The sequence below is a fragment of the Streptomyces sp. NPDC027185 genome, from assembly GCF_055567035.1.
This window is the reverse complement of sequence record NZ_JBVHRF010000001.1, coordinates 81,914-98,868: the sequence shown is the minus strand read 5'-3', so window position 1 is coordinate 98,868 and position 16,955 is coordinate 81,914. Positions and strand designations below refer to the sequence as shown.

Sequence of the window (16,955 nt, the reverse complement as noted above, 5' to 3'; positions counted from 1 at the left end):
GGCGGGGCGGCCGTCCCCGGGTGCGGCGGTCCGGCGAAGATTTTTTCCGGGTTCCGCCGGGCGTCCGCACGAAGATCGCGGCCCGGCGCGCTTCCGCTCAACAGAGGGCTTCCGGGCCTCCCGGCACCCCTGCATTTAGGTAACCCTAAGTGATCGAGGACACCGTGGGGTGGCCCCGTCGAGGGTTGTCGCGGCTCGTGGAATTACGCAACAATGGCGTTGTGAAAAACGCGAGCGAGGAGCGGAAGGGGTCCCCGGCCGGTACGGCCGCCGGGGCGCGTCCCGCTGTCTCCGAGCAGTCCGCCCGGGGCGCCGCCGCGCAGGACGAGCAGCAGGGCACCCGTAACCGCGTCGCCCGCTCCATCCTTGATCACGGTCCGTCGACCGCCGCCGAGCTGGCCCTGCGTCTGGAGCTGACCCAGGCGGCCGTCCGCCGCCACCTGGACGCGCTGGCCGCCGACGGCGTCGTCGAGCCCCGCGAGAAGCGGGTCTACGGCACCCGCGGCCGTGGCCGCCCCGCCAAGGCGTTCGCCCTCACCGACTGCGGCCGGGACGCCTTCGACCAGTCCTACGACGAGCTGGCCGCCGACGCCCTGCGCTGGATCGCGGAGAGCGCCGGCGGCGGGGAGAAGGGCGAGGCGGCGGTCGCCGAGTTCGCCCGCGCCCGGCTCGCCGCGCAGGCCGAGGGGTACCGCCGGGCCGTCGAGGCCGCCGGTCCCGAGGGCCGCACCCGGGCCCTGGCCGAGGCATTGACCGCGGACGGGTACGCTGCTACGGCGCGCAGCGCGCCCAATTCCCAGCTCGGTGAACAGCTCTGCCAGCACCACTGCCCGGTCGCCCATGTCGCCGAGCAGTTCCCGCAGCTGTGCGAGGCGGAGACCGAGGTCTTCTCCCGTCTGCTGGGGACCCACGTACAGCGGCTCGCCACCATCGCCCACGGCGACGGGGTGTGCACGACCTTCATCCCGAAGGCGGGCGCGCACGGCACCGCCGCGCCCGACACCACGAAGACCACCACAGCATCTGCAAGCACGGCCGGGAGGAACCCCGCATGACGCTCCCCACGGAGACTGCCCACCCCGAGCTCGACGGACTGGGCAAGTACGAATACGGCTGGGCCGACTCCGACGTGGCCGGCGCCTCCGCCAAGCGCGGTCTGTCCGAGGCCGTCGTCCGCGACATCTCGGCCAAGAAGAACGAGCCGGAGTGGATGCTCAAGCTCCGTCTCAAGGGCCTGAAGCTGTTCGACAAGAAGCCCATGCCCAATTGGGGCTCCGACCTCTCGGGCATCGACTTCGACAACATCAAGTACTTCGTCCGCTCCACCGAGGAGCAGGCCGCCTCCTGGGAGGACCTGCCCGAGGACATCAAGAACACCTACGACAAGCTGGGCATCCCGGAGGCGGAGAAGCAGCGCCTGGTCGCCGGTGTCGCCGCGCAGTACGAGTCCGAGGTCGTCTACCACCAGATCCGTGAGGACCTGGAGGAGCAGGGCGTCATCTTCCTGGACACCGACACCGCGCTCAAGGAGCACCCGGAGCTCTTCCAGGAGTACTTCGGCACGGTCATCCCGGTCGGCGACAACAAGTTCGCGTCGCTGAACACCGCGGTCTGGTCCGGCGGCTCCTTCATCTACGTCCCCAAGGGTGTCCACGTCGACATCCCGCTCCAGGCCTACTTCCGGATCAACACCGAGAACATGGGCCAGTTCGAGCGGACGCTGATCATCGTCGACGAGGGTGCCTACGTGCACTACGTCGAGGGCTGCACCGCTCCGATCTACAAGTCGGACTCCCTGCACTCCGCGGTCGTCGAGATCATCGTGAAGAAGGGCGGCCGCTGCCGTTACACGACGATCCAGAACTGGTCGAACAACGTCTACAACCTCGTCACCAAGCGGGCCGTGGCCTACGAGGGCGCGACGATGGAGTGGATCGACGGCAACCTCGGCTCCAAGGTCACCATGAAGTACCCCGCGGTGTACCTCATGGGCGAGCACGCCAAGGGCGAGACGCTCTCCATCGCCTTCGCCGGTGAGGGCCAGCACCAGGACGCCGGTTCCAAGATGGTCCACATGGCGCCGAACACCTCCTCCAACATCGTCTCCAAGTCGGTGGCGCGCGGCGGCGGCCGTACCTCGTACCGCGGTCTGGTCGAGATCGGTGAGGGCGCGGCGGGCTCCAAGTCCAACGTGCTGTGCGACGCCCTGCTCGTCGACACCATCTCCCGCTCGGACACCTACCCCTACGTCGACGTCCGCGAGGACGACGTGTCGATGGGCCACGAGGCGACCGTCTCCAAGGTGAGCGAGGACCAGCTCTTCTACCTGATGGCCCGTGGCCTGACGGAGTTCGAGGCCATGGCGATGATCGTGCGCGGCTTCGTCGAGCCGATCGCCAAGGAGCTCCCGATGGAGTACGCGCTGGAGCTCAACCGGCTGATCGAGCTGCAGATGGAAGGCGCGGTCGGCTGACGGCCACAGCACACCCCTGACCGACGCGGCGGCCTTCCTCGGGGAAGGCCGAGTAGCGCAACCAGAAAGCGAGCACGACGACAGCCATGGCTGAGGCTCAGAACATCCCGGCGGGTTCCACGACCACCGGTTCCATCGCGGTGGCCGCGGAGTCCACCGTCGCCACCCGCATGAGTGCGCCGCCCTCCTACGACGTGGCGGACTTCCCGGTGCCGCACGGCCGGGAGGAGGAGTGGCGGTTCACCCCCCTCGCGCGCCTGAAGGGCCTGCACGACGGCACCGCCGTCACCGAGGGCGGCGTCCTCGTCGAGGTGGAAACCCCGGCGGGCGTCACCCAGGAGACCGTGGACCGCGACGACCCGCGGGTCGGCAAGGCGGGCAAGCCCGTGGACCGCGTCGCCGCGCAGGCGTACAGCTCGTTCGACAAGGCGTCGGTCGTCACGGTCCCCAAGGACACCCAGCTCACCGAGCCGATCCGGATCTCCGTGCACGGCCAGGGCGGCACCGCCTTCGGTCACCAGGTCATCGAGCTGGGCGCGTTCGCCGAGGCCGTCGTCGTCATCGACCACACCGGTGACGCCACCCTCGCCGCCAACGTCGACTACCTCCTCGGGGACGGCGCCAAGCTGACCGTCGTCTCCGTCCAGGACTGGGACGACGCCGCCGTCCACGTCGGCCAGCACAACGCGCTGGTCGGCCGCGACGCGAGCTTCAAGTCCGTCGTCGTCACCTTCGGCGGCGACCTCGTCCGGCTGCACCCGCGCGTCACCTACGCGGCGCCCGGCGGCGAGGCGGAGCTGTACGGCCTGTACTTCACCGAGGCCGGCCAGCACCAGGAGCACCGGCTCATGGTCGACCACGACACTCCCAACTGCCGCTCGCACGTCACGTACAAGGGCGCCCTCCAGGGCGACGACGCGCACGCGGTGTGGATCGGTGACGTCCTCATCCAGGCGGCCGCCACCGGCACGGACACCTACGAGCTCAACCGCAACCTCGTCCTCACCGACGGCGCGCGGGTCGACTCGGTCCCCAACCTGGAGATCGAGACCGGCGAGATCGTCGGCGCCGGCCACGCCTCGGCGACCGGCCGCTTCGACGACGAGCAGCTCTTCTACCTGATGGCCCGCGGCATCCCGGCCGAAGAGGCCCGCCGCCTGGTCGTGCGCGGCTTCTTCGCCGAGCTGATCCAGCAGATCGGTCTGCCGGACGTCGAAGAGCGGCTGATGGCCAAGATCGAGGCCGAGCTGGAAGCGGCCGCGGCATGAGCTACGTACGTGTGGCGACGCTGGGCGAGCTGGCGGAGGACACCCCGAAGCGGGTGGAAATCGACGGCACGCCGGTCTCCCTCGTCCGTACCGAGGGCGAGGTGTTCGCGATCAACGACATCTGCTCGCACGCGAACGTCTCCCTGTCGGAGGGCGAGGTCGAGGACTGCTCGATCGAGTGCTGGCTGCACGGATCGGCCTTCGACCTGCGCACCGGCAAGCCGTCCGGCCTCCCCGCGACGCGCCCCGTCCCCGTTTACCCCGTCAAGATCGAAGGAGAGGGCCCGGAAGCCTCCGTGCTCGTCTCCGTCACCCAGGAGTCCTGAGTTCCCCATGGCAACGCTTGAGATCCACGACCTGCACGTCTCCGTCGAAGCCGAGAACGGCCCGCGCGAGATCCTGAAGGGCGTCGACCTGACCGTGAAGCAGGGCGAGACGCACGCCATCATGGGCCCCAACGGCTCCGGCAAGTCGACCCTCGCGTACTCCCTCGCAGGTCACCCCAAGTACACGATCACCGGCGGCACCGTCACCCTCGACGGCGAGGACGTCCTGGAGATGTCCGTCGACGAGCGCGCCCGCGCCGGTGTCTTCCTCGCCATGCAGTACCCGGTCGAGGTCCCCGGCGTCTCCGTCTCCAACTTCCTGCGCACCTCCGCCACCGCCGTCCGCGGTGAGGCCCCCAAGCTGCGGCTGTGGGTCAAGGAGGTCAAGGAGGCCATGGAGCGCCTGCACATGGACCCCGCGTTCGCCGAGCGCAACGTCAACGAGGGCTTCTCCGGCGGTGAGAAGAAGCGCCACGAGATCCTTCAGCTGGAGCTGCTCAAGCCGAAGATCGCGATCCTCGACGAGACCGACTCCGGCCTCGACGTCGACGCCCTGCGCACCGTCTCCGAGGGCGTCAACCGCGTCCGCGAGACCGGCGAGGTCGGCACTCTGCTGATCACCCACTACACGCGCATCCTGCGCTACATCAAGCCCGACCACGTCCACGTCTTCGCGGCCGGCCGCATCGTCGAATCCGGCGGCGCCGAGCTGGCCGACAAGCTGGAGGCCGAGGGCTACGAGGAGTACACGAAGGGCGGCGCGACCCTGTGACACAGATTCCGGGCCTCCTCGACACCGAGGCGATCCGCAAGGACTTCCCCCTCCTGGAGCGTCAGATCCACGAGGGCAAGAAGGTCGTGTACCTGGACAACGCGGCGACGTCGCAGAAGCCGCGCCAGGTGCTCGACGCGCTGAACGCCTACTACGAGCGCCACAACGCCAACGTCCACCGCGGCGTGCACGTCCTCGCCGAGGAGGCCACGGAGCTGTACGAAGGCGCCCGCGACAAGGTCGCCGCCTTCATCAACGCTCCCAGCCGCGACGAGGTGATCTTCACCAAGAACGCCTCCGAGTCGCTCAACCTCGTGGCCAACATGCTCGGCTGGGCCGATGAGCCCTACCGCGTGGACCACGACACCGAGATCGTCATCACGGAGATGGAGCACCACTCCAACATCGTGCCGTGGCAGCTGCTCTCGCAGCGCACCGGCGCGAAGCTGAAGTGGTTCGGCCTCACCGATGACGGGCGGCTCGACCTCTCCAACATCGACGAGGTCATCACCGACCGGACGAAGGTCGTCTCCTTCACCCTGGTCTCCAACCTCATGGGCACCATCAACCCGGTCGAGACGATCGTCCGGCGGGCCCAGGAGGTCGGCGCGCTGGTCGTCATCGACGCCTCGCAGGCCGCCCCGCACATGGTGCTGGACGTCCAGGCGCTCCAGGCCGACTTCGTGGCCTTCACCGGCCACAAGATGTGCGGCCCGACCGGCATCGGTGTGCTCTGGGGCCGCCAGGAGCTGCTGGAGGACCTCCCGCCGTTCCTCGGCGGCGGCGAGATGATCGAGACCGTCTCGATGCACTCGTCGACGTACGCCCCGGCGCCGCACAAGTTCGAGGCGGGTACGCCCCCGATCGCGCAGGCCGTGGGCCTCGGCGCGGCCGTGGACTACCTCACCGCGATCGGTATGGAGAAGATCGCCGCGCACGAGCACGCGATCACCGAGTACGCCGTCAAGCGGCTGCTGGAGGTCCCCGACCTGCGGATCATCGGCCCGAGCACGGCCGAGGACCGCGGGGCGACGCTCTCCTTCACGCTCGGCGACATCCACCCGCACGACGTCGGTCAGGTCCTCGACGAGCAGGGCATCGCGGTCCGGGTCGGCCACCACTGCGCGCGGCCGGTCTGCCTGCGGTACGGAATTCCTGCGACCACCCGTGCGTCGTTCTATCTGTACTCCACCCCGGCCGAGGTCGACGCCCTGGTCGAGGGCCTGGAGTACGTCCGCAACTTCTTCGGTTAGTACAAGACGACGCGGTTGACCACGCACAGCGGATGAGGACGAGGACTGACTGAGCCGTGAAGCTGGATTCGATGTACCAGGACGTCATCCTGGACCACTACAAGCACCCGCACGGGCGCGGTCTTCGGGACGGCGATGCCGAGGTGCACCACACCAACCCCACCTGCGGGGACGAGATCACCCTGCGGGTGCGGCTGGACGGCACGACCGTCGCGGACGTGTCCTACGACGGCCAGGGCTGCTCCATCAGCCAGGCCAGCGCCTCGGTGCTCAACGACCTGATCGTCGGCAAGCAGCTCGGGGAGGCACAGCGGATCCAGGAGACCTTCCTGGAGCTGATGCAGTCCAAGGGCAAGATCGAGCCGGACGACGCGATGGAGGAGGTGCTGGAGGACGCCGTGGCGTTCGCCGGCGTCTCGAAGTACCCGGCACGGGTGAAGTGTGCCCTGCTGAGCTGGATGGCCTGGAAGGACGCCACGGCCAAGGCCCTTTCCGAGGAGGCGACGACCGCATGACCGACACGCCCGAGAACACCCTGACCAAGCCGGCCTCGGAGGAAGAGGTCCGCGAGGCCCTGTACGACGTCGTCGACCCCGAGCTGGGCATCGACGTCGTCAACCTCGGCCTGATCTACGGCATCCACATCGACGACGCCAACATCGCCACCATCGACATGACGCTGACCTCCGCGGCCTGCCCGCTGACCGACGTCATCGAGGACCAGGCGAAGTCCGCCACGGACGGCATCGTCAACGAGCTGAAGATCAACTGGGTCTGGATGCCCCCGTGGGGTCCCGACAAGATCACCGACGACGGCCGCGAGCAGCTGCGCGCCCTGGGCTTCAACGTCTGACCGACGCCCCGTCGCCCCGTACGGCCGTGCCCTTCCGAAGACCTCGGAAGGGCACGGCCGTCGGCGTGTGCGGACCCGCTATGTGTACGCCTGTACGTATCGCCGGTTAGGCTCCCGCCATGGGCTATCTGACGCTGGCCGGGGCGATCGTCTCGGAGATCCTGGCGACCACCGCGATGAAGTACAGCGACGGCTTCAGCAAGCTGTGGCCCTCGCTGGCCACCCTGGCGGGCTACCTCGTGGCCTTCGCCCTGCTCGCCCGGACGCTCAGGACGATGAGCGTCGGCACCGCGTACGCGATCTGGGCCGGGGCCGGTACGGCGGTGATCGCGGCGATCGGCATGATCTTCCTCGGGGAGAGCGCCGGTCCGCTGAAGATCCTCGGGGTGCTGCTGGTCATCGCGGGCGTCGTGGTGCTCCACATGGGCGGTGCGCACTGATGGCCCGGCGGCACGACCCCGAGCGGCGGCAGCGGATCATCGACGCGGCGATCGGCGTGGTCGCCGCCCACGGCATCGCCGGGCTCAGCCACCGTGCGGTCGCCGCGGCCGCCGATGTGCCGCTCGGTTCGACGACGTACCACTTCGCCACCCTCGACGATCTCCTCGTCGCCGCGCTGGAGCAGGTCAACGCCGCGTGGCTGGCGGACTTCGGCCGCTGGGCGGACGGGCCGGCCGGCGACGCCCCGGCGGCCGACGACATCCTGCGGCTGGTCGCCGACCTGCTCGCCGGGGACCGCTCCCGGGTGACGCTGGAGTACGAGCTGTACCTGGCGGCGCTGCGCCATCCGCGGCTGCGTCCGCTGGCCGCCGACTGCCTCGACGCGATGGCGCGGCTGCTGGCCCGCCGTACCGGCGATCTGCCCACCGCCCGCGCCCTGGTGGCCTTCGCGGACGGACTGCTGCTCCAGCACCTGCTGACGGGCCGCCCCTTCGAACCGGACGCGCTGCGGGCGGGGTTGACGGCGGCACTGGTCTGAGGCGGACGGCCGGCGCGGGGCGTGCCCGGTGAGCGTGGCGCCCCGGCGGGCCGGGCGGCCCCGGGGTGCCACGCCGCTGTGCTCGGGGGCCGTGTGCCGGGCGGGTTCCGGGCGGCGGGCCCGATCGATGAGACCGGTTCGCCTCGGCGGGTGCCCTCCGGTTAGGTTTTCGGCATGACCGATGCTGCTACCTCCCGTACGACCGGCGCCGTCGCCGCCGGGCTCGCCACCGTCACGCCCGACGGCACCGTCCTCGACACCTGGTTCCCCGCGCCCGTTCTGGACGCCGCGCCCGGCCCGGCCGGTACCGAGCGGCTGACCGCCGAGCAGGCGGCCGAGCTGCTGGGCGAGGCCGCGCCGCAGGCCGTCGGCCCGGACCCGGTCCGTGGCGTCGAGGTCGTGGCCGTCCGCACGGTCATCTCCTCGCTCGACGACAAGCCGCTCGACGCACACGACGTCTACCTGCGCCTGCACCTGCTCAGCCACCGGCTCGTCGCGCCGCACGGCCTGAGCCTGGAGGGCCAGTTCGGACTGCTGGCGAACGTCGCCTGGACCTCGCTCGGCCCGGTCGCCGTCGACCAGGTGGAGACGGTCCGCCTCAACGCCCGCGCCGCGGGTAAGCACCTCCAGGTCACCAGCGTCGACAAGTTCCCGCGGATGACCGACTACGTCGCGCCCGCCGGGGTGCGGATCGCCGACGCCGACCGGGTGCGCCTGGGTGCCCACCTCGCGGCCGGTACCACCGTCATGCACGAGGGCTTCGTCAACTTCAACGCCGGGACGCTCGGCACCTCCATGGTCGAGGGCCGGATCAGCGCGGGCGTCGTCATCGGCGACGGCTCCGACATCGGCGGCGGCGCCTCCACGATGGGCACCCTCTCCGGCGGCGGCAAGCAGATCATCTCCATCGGCGAGCGCTGCCTGCTCGGCGCCGAGTCCGGCATCGGCATCGCCCTGGGCGACGAGTGCGTCGTCGAGGCCGGTCTGTACGTCACCGCCGGGACCCGCGTCACGCTCCCCGACGGTCAGGTGGTCAAGGCCCTGGAGCTGTCCGGCGCCGACAACATCCTCTTCCGCCGCAACTCCACCACCGGAGTCGTCGAGGCCCGCCCGAACAAGGCGACGTGGGGCGGCCTCAACGAGGTGCTGCACAGCCACAACTGAGTGGTCCTCCCGGCCCCGGCGCACGCCCCCGTACCCAGTGGTGCGGGGGCGTCCGCATGCGGTGACGCGGAGTTATCCACAGCCCTACCGGCCGGGCGCGGGCCGATCGTAGGGTTGCCCCATGCGTGATCTTGCAGTGGGGATGCGGTATCTGGCCAGGGGCCAGCGGTGGGTCGCCGGGCACGGGCGGTGGTGGGGCTTCGGGATGATCCCGGCGCTCATCGCCCTGGTGCTCTACGGGGCGGCGCTGACCGCGCTGGCCCTCTTCTCGGGGGACGTCGCGGCCTGGGTCACGCCGTTCGCGGACGGCTGGGGCGCGCCGTGGCAGGGGCTGCTGCGCGGTCTGTTCGTGGCGCTGCTCGTCGCCGGCGGGCTGCTGCTCTCCGTGCTGACCTTCACGGCGGTGACGCTGCTGATCGGCGATCCGTTCTACGAGTCCTTGTCGGAGCGGGTCGAGGAGTCCGAAGGGCACTGCCCGCGCGGGCCGGAGCGGTCGCTGTGGCGGGAGATCTGGATCGCGCTGTGCGACAGCGTCCATGTGCTGCTGCGCGCGGCGCCGTTCGGGATCGCGCTGTTCGTGCTGGGCTTCCTGCCGTTCGTCGGGCAGACCGTCGTCCCGGCCGTCGGCTTCTGCGTATCCGGCTTCTTCCTCGCCGTCGAGCTGACGTCGGTGGCGATGCAGCGCCGCGACATACCGGTGCGCGAGCGGCTGCGTCTGCTGCGGGGCCGCAAGGCGCTCGCCGTCGGCTTCGGCACCCCCGTCGTCCTGCTGTTCCTCATCCCCTTCGCCGCGGTGTTCCTGATGCCGGGCGCGGTGGCCGGGGCGACGCTGCTGGTACGCGATCTGGTGCCGGCCGTGGACGAGGGGGACGAGGGCGATGAGGCGGACGGGCCCGGCGTGGAGGTGCCGGGTGCCGCCGGGCCGGTGGGCGCGGCGGCACCGTGGCCCGGTGCGGACGGCCCGGCCGGTGCGGACGGCGGGTTCGGGCCGCCGCCCGCACCGTTCACCCCGGGGACGTGACGGGGTCCGGGGCGCCGCCGGCGGGCGGGCCGTGACCCTCGCGTGGACCGCGGCGGGCCGGGCTGCCGACGGCGCCCAGGGCGGGGCGGCTCAGGGGCGGATCCGCAGCACCTGCGGGTCGTGGTCGCTGGCCTGGTCGGCGTACTCCGCGTTGAGGTGCACCACGTCGTAGTCGGCGTTCTTCAGATGGGGGCTGGTGAGCATGTGGTCGAGGACCTGGGAGTTGCCGGCGTAGACGTAGCCGTAGCGCTCCGCGCGGGGCAGACCGTTCACCCGGTCGGTGAGGACGCCGCCCGAGGTGAGGGTCTTCAGGGCGGGGGAGAACTGGTAGTCGTTGAGGTCCCCGGCGACCACCACATCCGCCTCGGGGTCCTTGGCCAGCAGGTCCTTGACGAAGCCGTTCACCAGACCGGCCTGGGCGGTGCGCTGCTTCTCGGAGCCGCGGGCGGGCCGCTGGAAACGGCTGTCGAGGCCCTGGTCGCCGCCCTTGGAGTTGAAGTGGTTGGCGACGACGAAGAGCCGGCTGCCCGGACGGCCCTTGACGGTGAACTGCCCCACCAGCGGCTTGCGGCTGTCCTGCCACGCCGGGTCGGCCGGTGCGATCCGCCCGGGGGAGGCGGAGAGCGTGGCCCTGCCGTGGTCGGCGCGGGGCTCGACGGGGGTGGTGGCGTCGCCGCCGGGGATGTCGGTGAAGCCGACGGTCGCGGGGTTGTAGAGGAAGGCGACCCGGATGTTTCCGCCGGGCTGCCCGCCGTCCTTGTCGTTCTCGGGGTCGATCTGCCGCCACGCGTAGGCCGGGCCGCCCGCCGCCTTGACGGCGTCGGTCAGCTTCTTGAGCGTGCCGTCGGCCGCGACCGTGCCGTCATCGGTGGGGCCGCTGTTGTCCTGGACCTCCTCCAGGGCCACCACGTCCGGTGCGGCGAGGTTCTTCACCAGCCCCTTGGCCAACCGGTCGAACTTCGCCTGCGGGGTGGCGGGGGAGAGGTTCTCGACGTTGTACGTCGCGACGGAGACCTCGCCGGGCCGGGCGGCGCGGGTCGTCTCCGGCGCCGGGGCGCGGCCGGTGAGCTTGCCCAGCGCCGTGGCCTGGAGGGTGTAGCCGCCGAAGTTGTCGTAGTCCAGCGGGCCCTCGGTGGTGCCGCCGAGGGTGGTGCCGACATCGGCCACCGGGAAGGGGTGGGTGGCGAGCGGCAGCAGCGAACCGATCTTGATCCGGGCCGGGTTGGGGTCGGCGTAGGAGCCGTAGAGGACGCCGCCGCGGGCGGTGCGGGAGTGCTTCGGGTCGGCGGTCACCCACAGCTCGTGGTGGGCGTTGGACGGGCCGACCACGGGCGCGTCGGCGACCGAGACCCGCATGCCCTCCAGGGATTCGTAGCGGTCCAGGGCGTAGGAGCGGGGGCGCAGCGGCAGCGATTCGATGCTGCCGCCGTGCGCGTCGGGCGCGTAGGCGCGGGGGATCACGGCGGCGTCGAGGCGGACGGCGGCGGGCAGCGGCCGGCCGGACGCGGTGACGTTCCAGGTGGCGCCGGTCAGTTCGGTGACGGACTGGAGACCGGCGTCCTCGCCGCCCGGGTAGTACTCCTCGACCGTGCCGTCCAGCGTGACCGCGTCACCGACGGTGACCTGCGGCGTGGTCTTCCCGGTGAAGACGAAGAGCGCCTCGCTGGTCGCGGGGGAGCCGTCCGGCTTCGGGTCCTGCACCCAGAAGCCGCGGGCGGAGCCGAAGGCGCGCAGCGCGGTGACGGTGCCGGGTACCCCGGAGACCCGCTTCCCGGCGAGCGGGGAGAGGCGGGTGGTGCCCTGGATGTCGTGGATACGGGTGCCGGCGGCGTGGGCGGTCTGCGGGAGCGCCACCAGCCCGGCGGCGAGCGCGGCGGCCACCGCGGCGGCGACGGTGACCGGTCTGCGGAGCGGACGGCGGGACGGTGAGGACGGCATGGCAGGCGCCTTCCGGAGGGTGGGAGAGGACGGTGCGGAGCGGGGCGGGACGCGGGATCCAGCCTTCTACGCGCGTCAATCTCTTGTGTGCCCGGGGGAGTTGTCAAGGTGTTCCGGATGGCCGGGAGGGGGCCGCGGGGTGAAGCGTCCGGCATGCGCGGAATTCCGTCTACGCTGGGGCGCGCACGAGCCGAAGTCCCTTGAGGAGCTGAGCCCCAGATGTCCGCAGACCGCCCGACCCTGCCGCCGGTGCGGCTGCACTCCGACGCGGAACTGGCCCGGGACGCGCTGAGCGCTCCCTTGATGGCACGGGCCGCGCAGCTCGCCCGCTGGGCGGAGCGGGGCGTCCCCGTCGGCGTCGGCGGCGAGATCCTGGAGGAGTCGCTGGGCGCCGCCACCGAGCACCTGGGCCTGGCCGCCGACGAGGACGGCGCCGGGCTGACCGCCGAGGCGTGGCAGCTCGCCGTCGACACCGGGCTGGTCGAGGTCGAGGAGACCGCCGCGGAGGACGACACCGAGGACGGCGCCGCCGTCGGTCTGGCCCGGCCCGGTGAGGAGCTGGCGCAGCTCACCGGCGGCAGCCCGCAGGACATCCTCGACATCTGGCTCGGCGGTATGGAGACGGTGCTCGCCGACGCGGTCGCCCCGGACCTCGCCGACCTCGCCGACCAGCTCGCCGACGGCGGTGAACTGGACCTCGACGCGCTCGACTGGAACCCCGAGGAGGAGGCCGAACTCCTCGACGGCATCCTCGGCAACCTCTACCTGCTGACCGCGCTCGGCGACGCGTCCGGCCAGAGCGTGCCGCTGCCCGCACTCGCCGCCTCCATGATCGTCCCCGACGACATGGAGGAGCCCACCGACGACATCCTCGAAGAGGTCTCCGAGGCGATGATGCGCCTGGACGATCAGTTCCGGGTGCTGGAGCCCATCGGTCTGGTGGCGTACCAGCCGGTCGACGAGGCGCTCATCGAGGAGCTGGACGACGCGGGCGAGACGGTCCGTCACGCCGAGCCGCTGACCGATGAGGACGTCACCCGGTACGGCATGGTCCGGCTGACGCCGCTCGGCATCTACGCGGTCCGCGCCCGGATGCAGGAGGCCGGTGTGTACGCCCCGGCCGTCGGCGATCTGCGGGACGCCGCCGGCGGGATGCTGCTGGACGCGCTGCCCGACTACCCCGAGGAGCTGGCGCGGGAGGAGTCCGAGCAGTGGCTCGCGGCCCGTACGCCCCTGGACGCCGCGCGGGAGCTGCTGGTGGCGGCCCGCGGGGACGACGAGCGGGCCCCGCTGCGCCGGCTCGCCGCGCAGCAGACGCTGGCGCTCGCCGGCGCGGACGCGGAGCCCGCGCTCCGCGAGGTGCTGGACGACCGGCAGCTGGGCGGGCTGGCCCGGGTCTGGCTGGCGGAGCGCGGGCTGCCCGGCATCCCCGAGCCGTCCCAGGACATGATCTTCTGGCTGACCGTCGACACCATCGCCGCCCAGCTGGGCACCGCCGACGAGGACACCGAGGAGCTGCGTGACCTGATCACGGGGCTGACCGGTGGGCACAGCGGCTTCTTCGACGCGGTCTGGCAGGTGGACCACCCGGCGACCCCCGACGTGCTGGAGGCGATGGGCCGCCTGCACCCCGACCGCAAGGCCGCCAAGGAGGCCCGGACGGCCGCCTTCAAGGCGCGCTCCCGCGCGGAGGGCTGACGCGGGCGGCAACCCGGCACGGCGGGCGGCGCGGACACGGGGTGTCGGCGCCGCCCGCCGGCGTTCCCGGGGGCGTGGGCCGAGGCGAGCACGACTCCGGGGCGGAGCCGGGGCGCGCGTACGTTCCGGGGCCCGGCGGCCGGGTGACGCCCGGCCGTACGCCACCCGCCTCGGTGAGGACCGGCAGACCTGGAACGCGGCCCTGCCCCGGGGCCGGCGGTACCGCACGGCCGTGCACCCGGCCGCCGGGTGCACGGCCTGCCGGAGGCCCCGGCCGGAGACCGTCCCCGCCCAGGCCGCTCGGGCCCCAGGCCCAGCCCCAGCCGCACGGCCTTACCGCCGGGGCGGCCCGGGGTAGGCATCTGTCCGCCCCGGCCATCCGGGGCGCCACCCTGCCGCCGGGCCCCGGCACCGGCCCTGGCCCGAGCCCCGGCAGGCGCCCGGCCCCGTCCGGCCTCGCCCCCCAGACGGCGGCCTCAGCCCGCGCGCCTGTGCCCCGCTCCCGGGCTGCCGTGCGGCGTTCACCTTCCGTTCGCAGCGGGACGGCACGGTGGGCACCGTAGGTACAGGGGACCGAATCGGGCCGTCCAGGAGATGACCATGCCGCTGAGCCGGAGAGACTTCGCCAAGCGTTCCGCCGCCACCGGCGCCGGGGTCGCCCTGGCCGGAAGCGCGGGGGTGCTGGCCACCGCACCCGGCGCGGTCGCCGCCGGGGCCGCGGAGGGCGGCGCCGCGGACGGCCCGGGGTACGGGCCGCTGCTCCCCGACCCGGAGGGCATCCTCGCGCTGCCGGCCGGATTCTCGTACCGCGTCGTCACGCGTACCGGTGTCACCCGGCTCGACAGCGGGGAGCCGACGCCCTCGCACCACGACGGCACCGGCGCGTTCGCGGGGCCGCGCGCCACCACCCTGCTGGTCAACAACCACGAGCTGAAGGGGCACCGCGCCGATCAGCCGTATCCGGTGCCGCTCGCCGCGGGGCTGGTCTACGATCCGGCGGCGGCCGGCGGCTGCACGGTCGTGGAGGTGGCGCAGGACGGCGTTCCGGTCGGTGAGCGGGTCGGCATCGCGGGGACGTCCACCAACTGCGCGGGCGGCACCACACCCTGGGGCACCTGGCTGACCTGCGAGGAGACCGAGGACAAGGCCGGGCAGCGGGGCATGACCCGAGACCACGGCTACGTCTTCGAGGTCGATCCGCACGACCTCGCGGCGGGCCGTGACCCGCGGCCGGTCAAGGCGCTGGGCCGCTTCGCCCATGAGGCCGTCGCCGTCGATCCGCGCCGCGGCCACCTCTACCTCACCGAGGATGCCGACGCCCCCAACGGCCTGCTGTACCGCTGGACCCCGCCGTCCGGCTTCCGGCACGGCCGCGGGCGGCTGCGGACCCTCGCCGACGACGCCGGGACGCTCGCCGCGTTCCGCTGCTTCGACTCCGGCGGCCGGTTCGTCGACGACCTCTCCCGCGCGACCCGGCCCGGTACGGTCTACGGCGTCGACTGGATCGAGGTCCCCGACCGCGACGCCCGCACCACCTCCGTGCGGCGGCAGTTCGCCGACGGTGAGATCACCCGCGCCCGGAAACTGGAGGGCCTGTGGTGGGCGGACGGCGGCGCGTACGTCGTCGCCTCGTACGCCCGGGACGAGAGCCCTGTCCACCACGACGGCCAGGTGTGGTTCTACGATCCGCGCCGCCGGACGCTGACGCTGAAGCTGCGGTTCGGCGTCAATCCGGACCCGGGGCGGGACGGCGCGTTCGACGGGCCGGACAACATCAGCGTCTCGCCGCACGGCGGGCTGATCATCGCGGAGGACGGCGACGGCGTGCAGCACCTCTTCGGCGCCACCGACGACGGCCGGACCTATCCGATCGCCCGGAACGAGCTGAACCTCGGCACCGCGCAGGAGCCGGAGTACAGCGAGTTCACCGGCCCGGTCTTCGCGCCCGACGGCCGCACCCTCTTCGTCAACATCCAAGAGCCCGGCCTGATGCTGGCGATCACCGGCCCGTGGCGCCGCCAGGAGGGCCCCGGCCACCGGCGGTGACGCCTGCGTGACCGCCGGTCCGGGCGGAATCCCCGGCGCCCACGGGCGTTGAAGGAGAGATGAGCCCGACGACACGGACGACCCGCTTCTCGGTCCTGGACCGCTCCCGCACCCGGCAGGGACACCCGGACGCGGCGGCGCTGCGCGACACGGTGGCGCTGGCCCGCCACGCCGAACGCCTCGGCTACCACCGCTTCTGGGTCTCCGAACACCACGGCGTGCCGGGTGTCGCCGGGTCCGCGCCCACGGTGCTGGCCGCCGCCGTCGCCGCGGCGACGGACACGATCCGGGTCGGTACGGGCGGGGTGATGCTGCCCAACCACCGGCCGATGGTGGTCGCCGAGCAGTTCGGGGTGCTGGAGGCGCTGTTCCCCGGCCGGATCGACATGGGGCTCGGCCGGTCGGTCGGTTTCACCGACGGCGTCCGCCGCGCCCTGGGCGCCGACAAGGCGGCAGGTGAGGACTTCGCCGGTCAACTCACCGAGCTGACCGGCTACTTCGACGGCACCCAGCGCGCCCATCCGCAGGTCCGCGCCCGGCCCGCCGAAGGGCTCCGCGTCCCCGCGTTCGTCCTGGCGACGGGCGCCGGGGCACGGGTGGCGGCCAAGGCGGGGCTGGCGCTGGTCATCGGGGAGGTGCGTGGCCGGAGCCGGATGCGGGAGGCGATCGACGGCTACCGCGCGGCGTTCCGCCCGTCGGCGCTGTGGCCGCGGCCGTACGTCGTGGTCGCCGCGACGGTCGCGGTCGCCGCCACGACCGGCGCCGCGTACCGGCTGCTGCTCCCGGAGGCGCACGCCATGGCCCACGCGCGCACCCACGGTGTCTTCCCGCCGCTGCGTCCGGTGGCCGACGCGGTGGCGGCCGGCCCGGGGCTGGGCGCACGCGAGCGCGGTTACGTCGAGGAGGAGTTGCGCGGCCGGATCCATGGCACGGAGGCGGAGGTGGCGGACGCGCTGAAGAGGCTGACCGAGGAGACCGCGGCGGACGAGGTACTGGTGACCACCAGCACCTACGACCGCGAGGCACTGCTGGAGTCGTACGCCCGACTGGCCCGGGTGGCGGGGCTGCGGGGACGGCCGGGGGAGGAGTGACCGGGCGGTGCCGTGGAAGGACCGTCCCGGGAGTTCCGGGCGGGGGTGGACGGCAGGTACCGGAGCAGGCGGG

16 protein-coding genes are annotated in these 16,955 nt (G+C 72.4%); 15 read left to right on the top strand and 1 reads right to left on the bottom strand.

Annotated elements, in window-relative coordinates:
• Positions 1 to 221 precede the first annotated feature (221 nt).
• The 12 genes from ACZ4M8_RS00470 (at position 222) to ACZ4M8_RS00415 (ending at position 10,109) form a co-directional block, all read left to right on the top strand.
• Positions 222 to 1,055 carry a helix-turn-helix transcriptional regulator gene (locus tag ACZ4M8_RS00470; protein WP_467601971.1) on the top strand — a complete coding sequence of 278 codons (834 nt, stop codon included), beginning with the start codon at positions 222 to 224 and terminating at the stop codon, positions 1,053 to 1,055.
• Positions 1,052 to 2,473, top strand: a complete 1,422-nt coding sequence (sufB, locus tag ACZ4M8_RS00465; RefSeq protein ID WP_399092695.1) for a Fe-S cluster assembly protein SufB — start codon at positions 1,052 to 1,054, stop codon at positions 2,471 to 2,473. Before ACZ4M8_RS00470 ends, sufB begins: the two co-directional genes overlap by 4 nt.
• 86 nt (positions 2,474 to 2,559) lie before the next feature.
• The gene (sufD, locus tag ACZ4M8_RS00460; protein WP_467601968.1) at positions 2,560 to 3,741 is read left to right on the top strand and encodes a Fe-S cluster assembly protein SufD; all 1,182 of its coding nucleotides are present in this window, start codon (positions 2,560 to 2,562) and stop codon (positions 3,739 to 3,741) included.
• Positions 3,738 to 4,067 carry a non-heme iron oxygenase ferredoxin subunit gene (locus tag ACZ4M8_RS00455; protein WP_399092701.1) on the top strand — a complete coding sequence of 110 codons (330 nt, stop codon included), beginning with the start codon at positions 3,738 to 3,740 and terminating at the stop codon, positions 4,065 to 4,067. Before sufD ends, ACZ4M8_RS00455 begins: the two co-directional genes overlap by 4 nt.
• Before the next feature lie 7 nt (positions 4,068 to 4,074).
• Positions 4,075 to 4,839, top strand: coding sequence for a Fe-S cluster assembly ATPase SufC (gene sufC, locus ACZ4M8_RS00450; protein WP_399092704.1), 765 nt, complete (start codon positions 4,075 to 4,077; stop codon positions 4,837 to 4,839).
• Entirely contained in the window at positions 4,836 to 6,092 is a 1,257-nt protein-coding gene (locus ACZ4M8_RS00445) for a cysteine desulfurase (protein WP_467601965.1), read from the top strand. Before sufC ends, ACZ4M8_RS00445 begins: the two co-directional genes overlap by 4 nt.
• Positions 6,093 to 6,148: 56 nt before the next feature.
• Positions 6,149 to 6,607: a Fe-S cluster assembly sulfur transfer protein SufU gene (sufU, locus tag ACZ4M8_RS00440; RefSeq protein ID WP_467601962.1), complete on the top strand. Its 459-nt coding sequence runs from the start codon at positions 6,149 to 6,151 to the stop codon at positions 6,605 to 6,607.
• Positions 6,604 to 6,945 (top strand): metal-sulfur cluster assembly factor, encoded by a 342-nt coding sequence (locus ACZ4M8_RS00435; RefSeq protein ID WP_030282991.1) that lies wholly within the window; start codon positions 6,604 to 6,606, stop codon positions 6,943 to 6,945. The genes sufU and ACZ4M8_RS00435 overlap by 4 nt, the downstream gene beginning before the upstream one ends.
• Positions 6,946 to 7,064: 119 nt before the next feature.
• The gene (locus ACZ4M8_RS00430) at positions 7,065 to 7,385 is read left to right on the top strand and encodes a DMT family transporter (protein ID WP_467601959.1); all 321 of its coding nucleotides are present in this window, start codon (positions 7,065 to 7,067) and stop codon (positions 7,383 to 7,385) included.
• Positions 7,385 to 7,924: a TetR/AcrR family transcriptional regulator gene (locus tag ACZ4M8_RS00425; protein WP_467601956.1), complete on the top strand. Its 540-nt coding sequence runs from the start codon at positions 7,385 to 7,387 to the stop codon at positions 7,922 to 7,924. The genes ACZ4M8_RS00430 and ACZ4M8_RS00425 overlap by 1 nt, the downstream gene beginning before the upstream one ends.
• Before the next feature lie 174 nt (positions 7,925 to 8,098).
• Positions 8,099 to 9,088 (top strand): 2,3,4,5-tetrahydropyridine-2,6-dicarboxylate N-succinyltransferase, encoded by a 990-nt coding sequence (gene dapD, locus ACZ4M8_RS00420; protein WP_467601953.1) that lies wholly within the window; start codon positions 8,099 to 8,101, stop codon positions 9,086 to 9,088.
• A 121-nt stretch (positions 9,089 to 9,209) separates the two neighbouring features.
• The gene (locus ACZ4M8_RS00415) at positions 9,210 to 10,109 is read left to right on the top strand and encodes an EI24 domain-containing protein (RefSeq protein WP_467601950.1); all 900 of its coding nucleotides are present in this window, start codon (positions 9,210 to 9,212) and stop codon (positions 10,107 to 10,109) included.
• A 90-nt stretch (positions 10,110 to 10,199) separates the two neighbouring features.
• Here ACZ4M8_RS00415 and ACZ4M8_RS00410 read toward each other — a convergent pair whose 3' ends face one another.
• Positions 10,200 to 12,047, bottom strand: a complete 1,848-nt coding sequence (locus ACZ4M8_RS00410) for an endonuclease/exonuclease/phosphatase family protein (protein ID WP_467601947.1) — start codon at positions 12,045 to 12,047, stop codon at positions 10,200 to 10,202.
• 219 nt (positions 12,048 to 12,266) lie between these two features.
• Here ACZ4M8_RS00410 and ACZ4M8_RS00405 point away from each other — a divergent pair, with 219 nt between their 5' ends.
• From ACZ4M8_RS00405 to ACZ4M8_RS00395, 3 genes are all read left to right on the top strand, one after another.
• Positions 12,267 to 13,745 carry a hypothetical protein gene (locus tag ACZ4M8_RS00405; RefSeq protein ID WP_467601944.1) on the top strand — a complete coding sequence of 493 codons (1,479 nt, stop codon included), beginning with the start codon at positions 12,267 to 12,269 and terminating at the stop codon, positions 13,743 to 13,745.
• Between the two features lie 600 nt (positions 13,746 to 14,345).
• Positions 14,346 to 15,791 (top strand): alkaline phosphatase PhoX, encoded by a 1,446-nt coding sequence (locus ACZ4M8_RS00400; RefSeq protein WP_467603413.1) that lies wholly within the window; start codon positions 14,346 to 14,348, stop codon positions 15,789 to 15,791.
• 59 nt (positions 15,792 to 15,850) lie between these two features.
• Positions 15,851 to 16,882, top strand: a complete 1,032-nt coding sequence (locus ACZ4M8_RS00395) for an MsnO8 family LLM class oxidoreductase (RefSeq protein WP_467601941.1) — start codon at positions 15,851 to 15,853, stop codon at positions 16,880 to 16,882.
• The last annotated feature ends 73 nt before the right edge of the window (positions 16,883 to 16,955 follow it).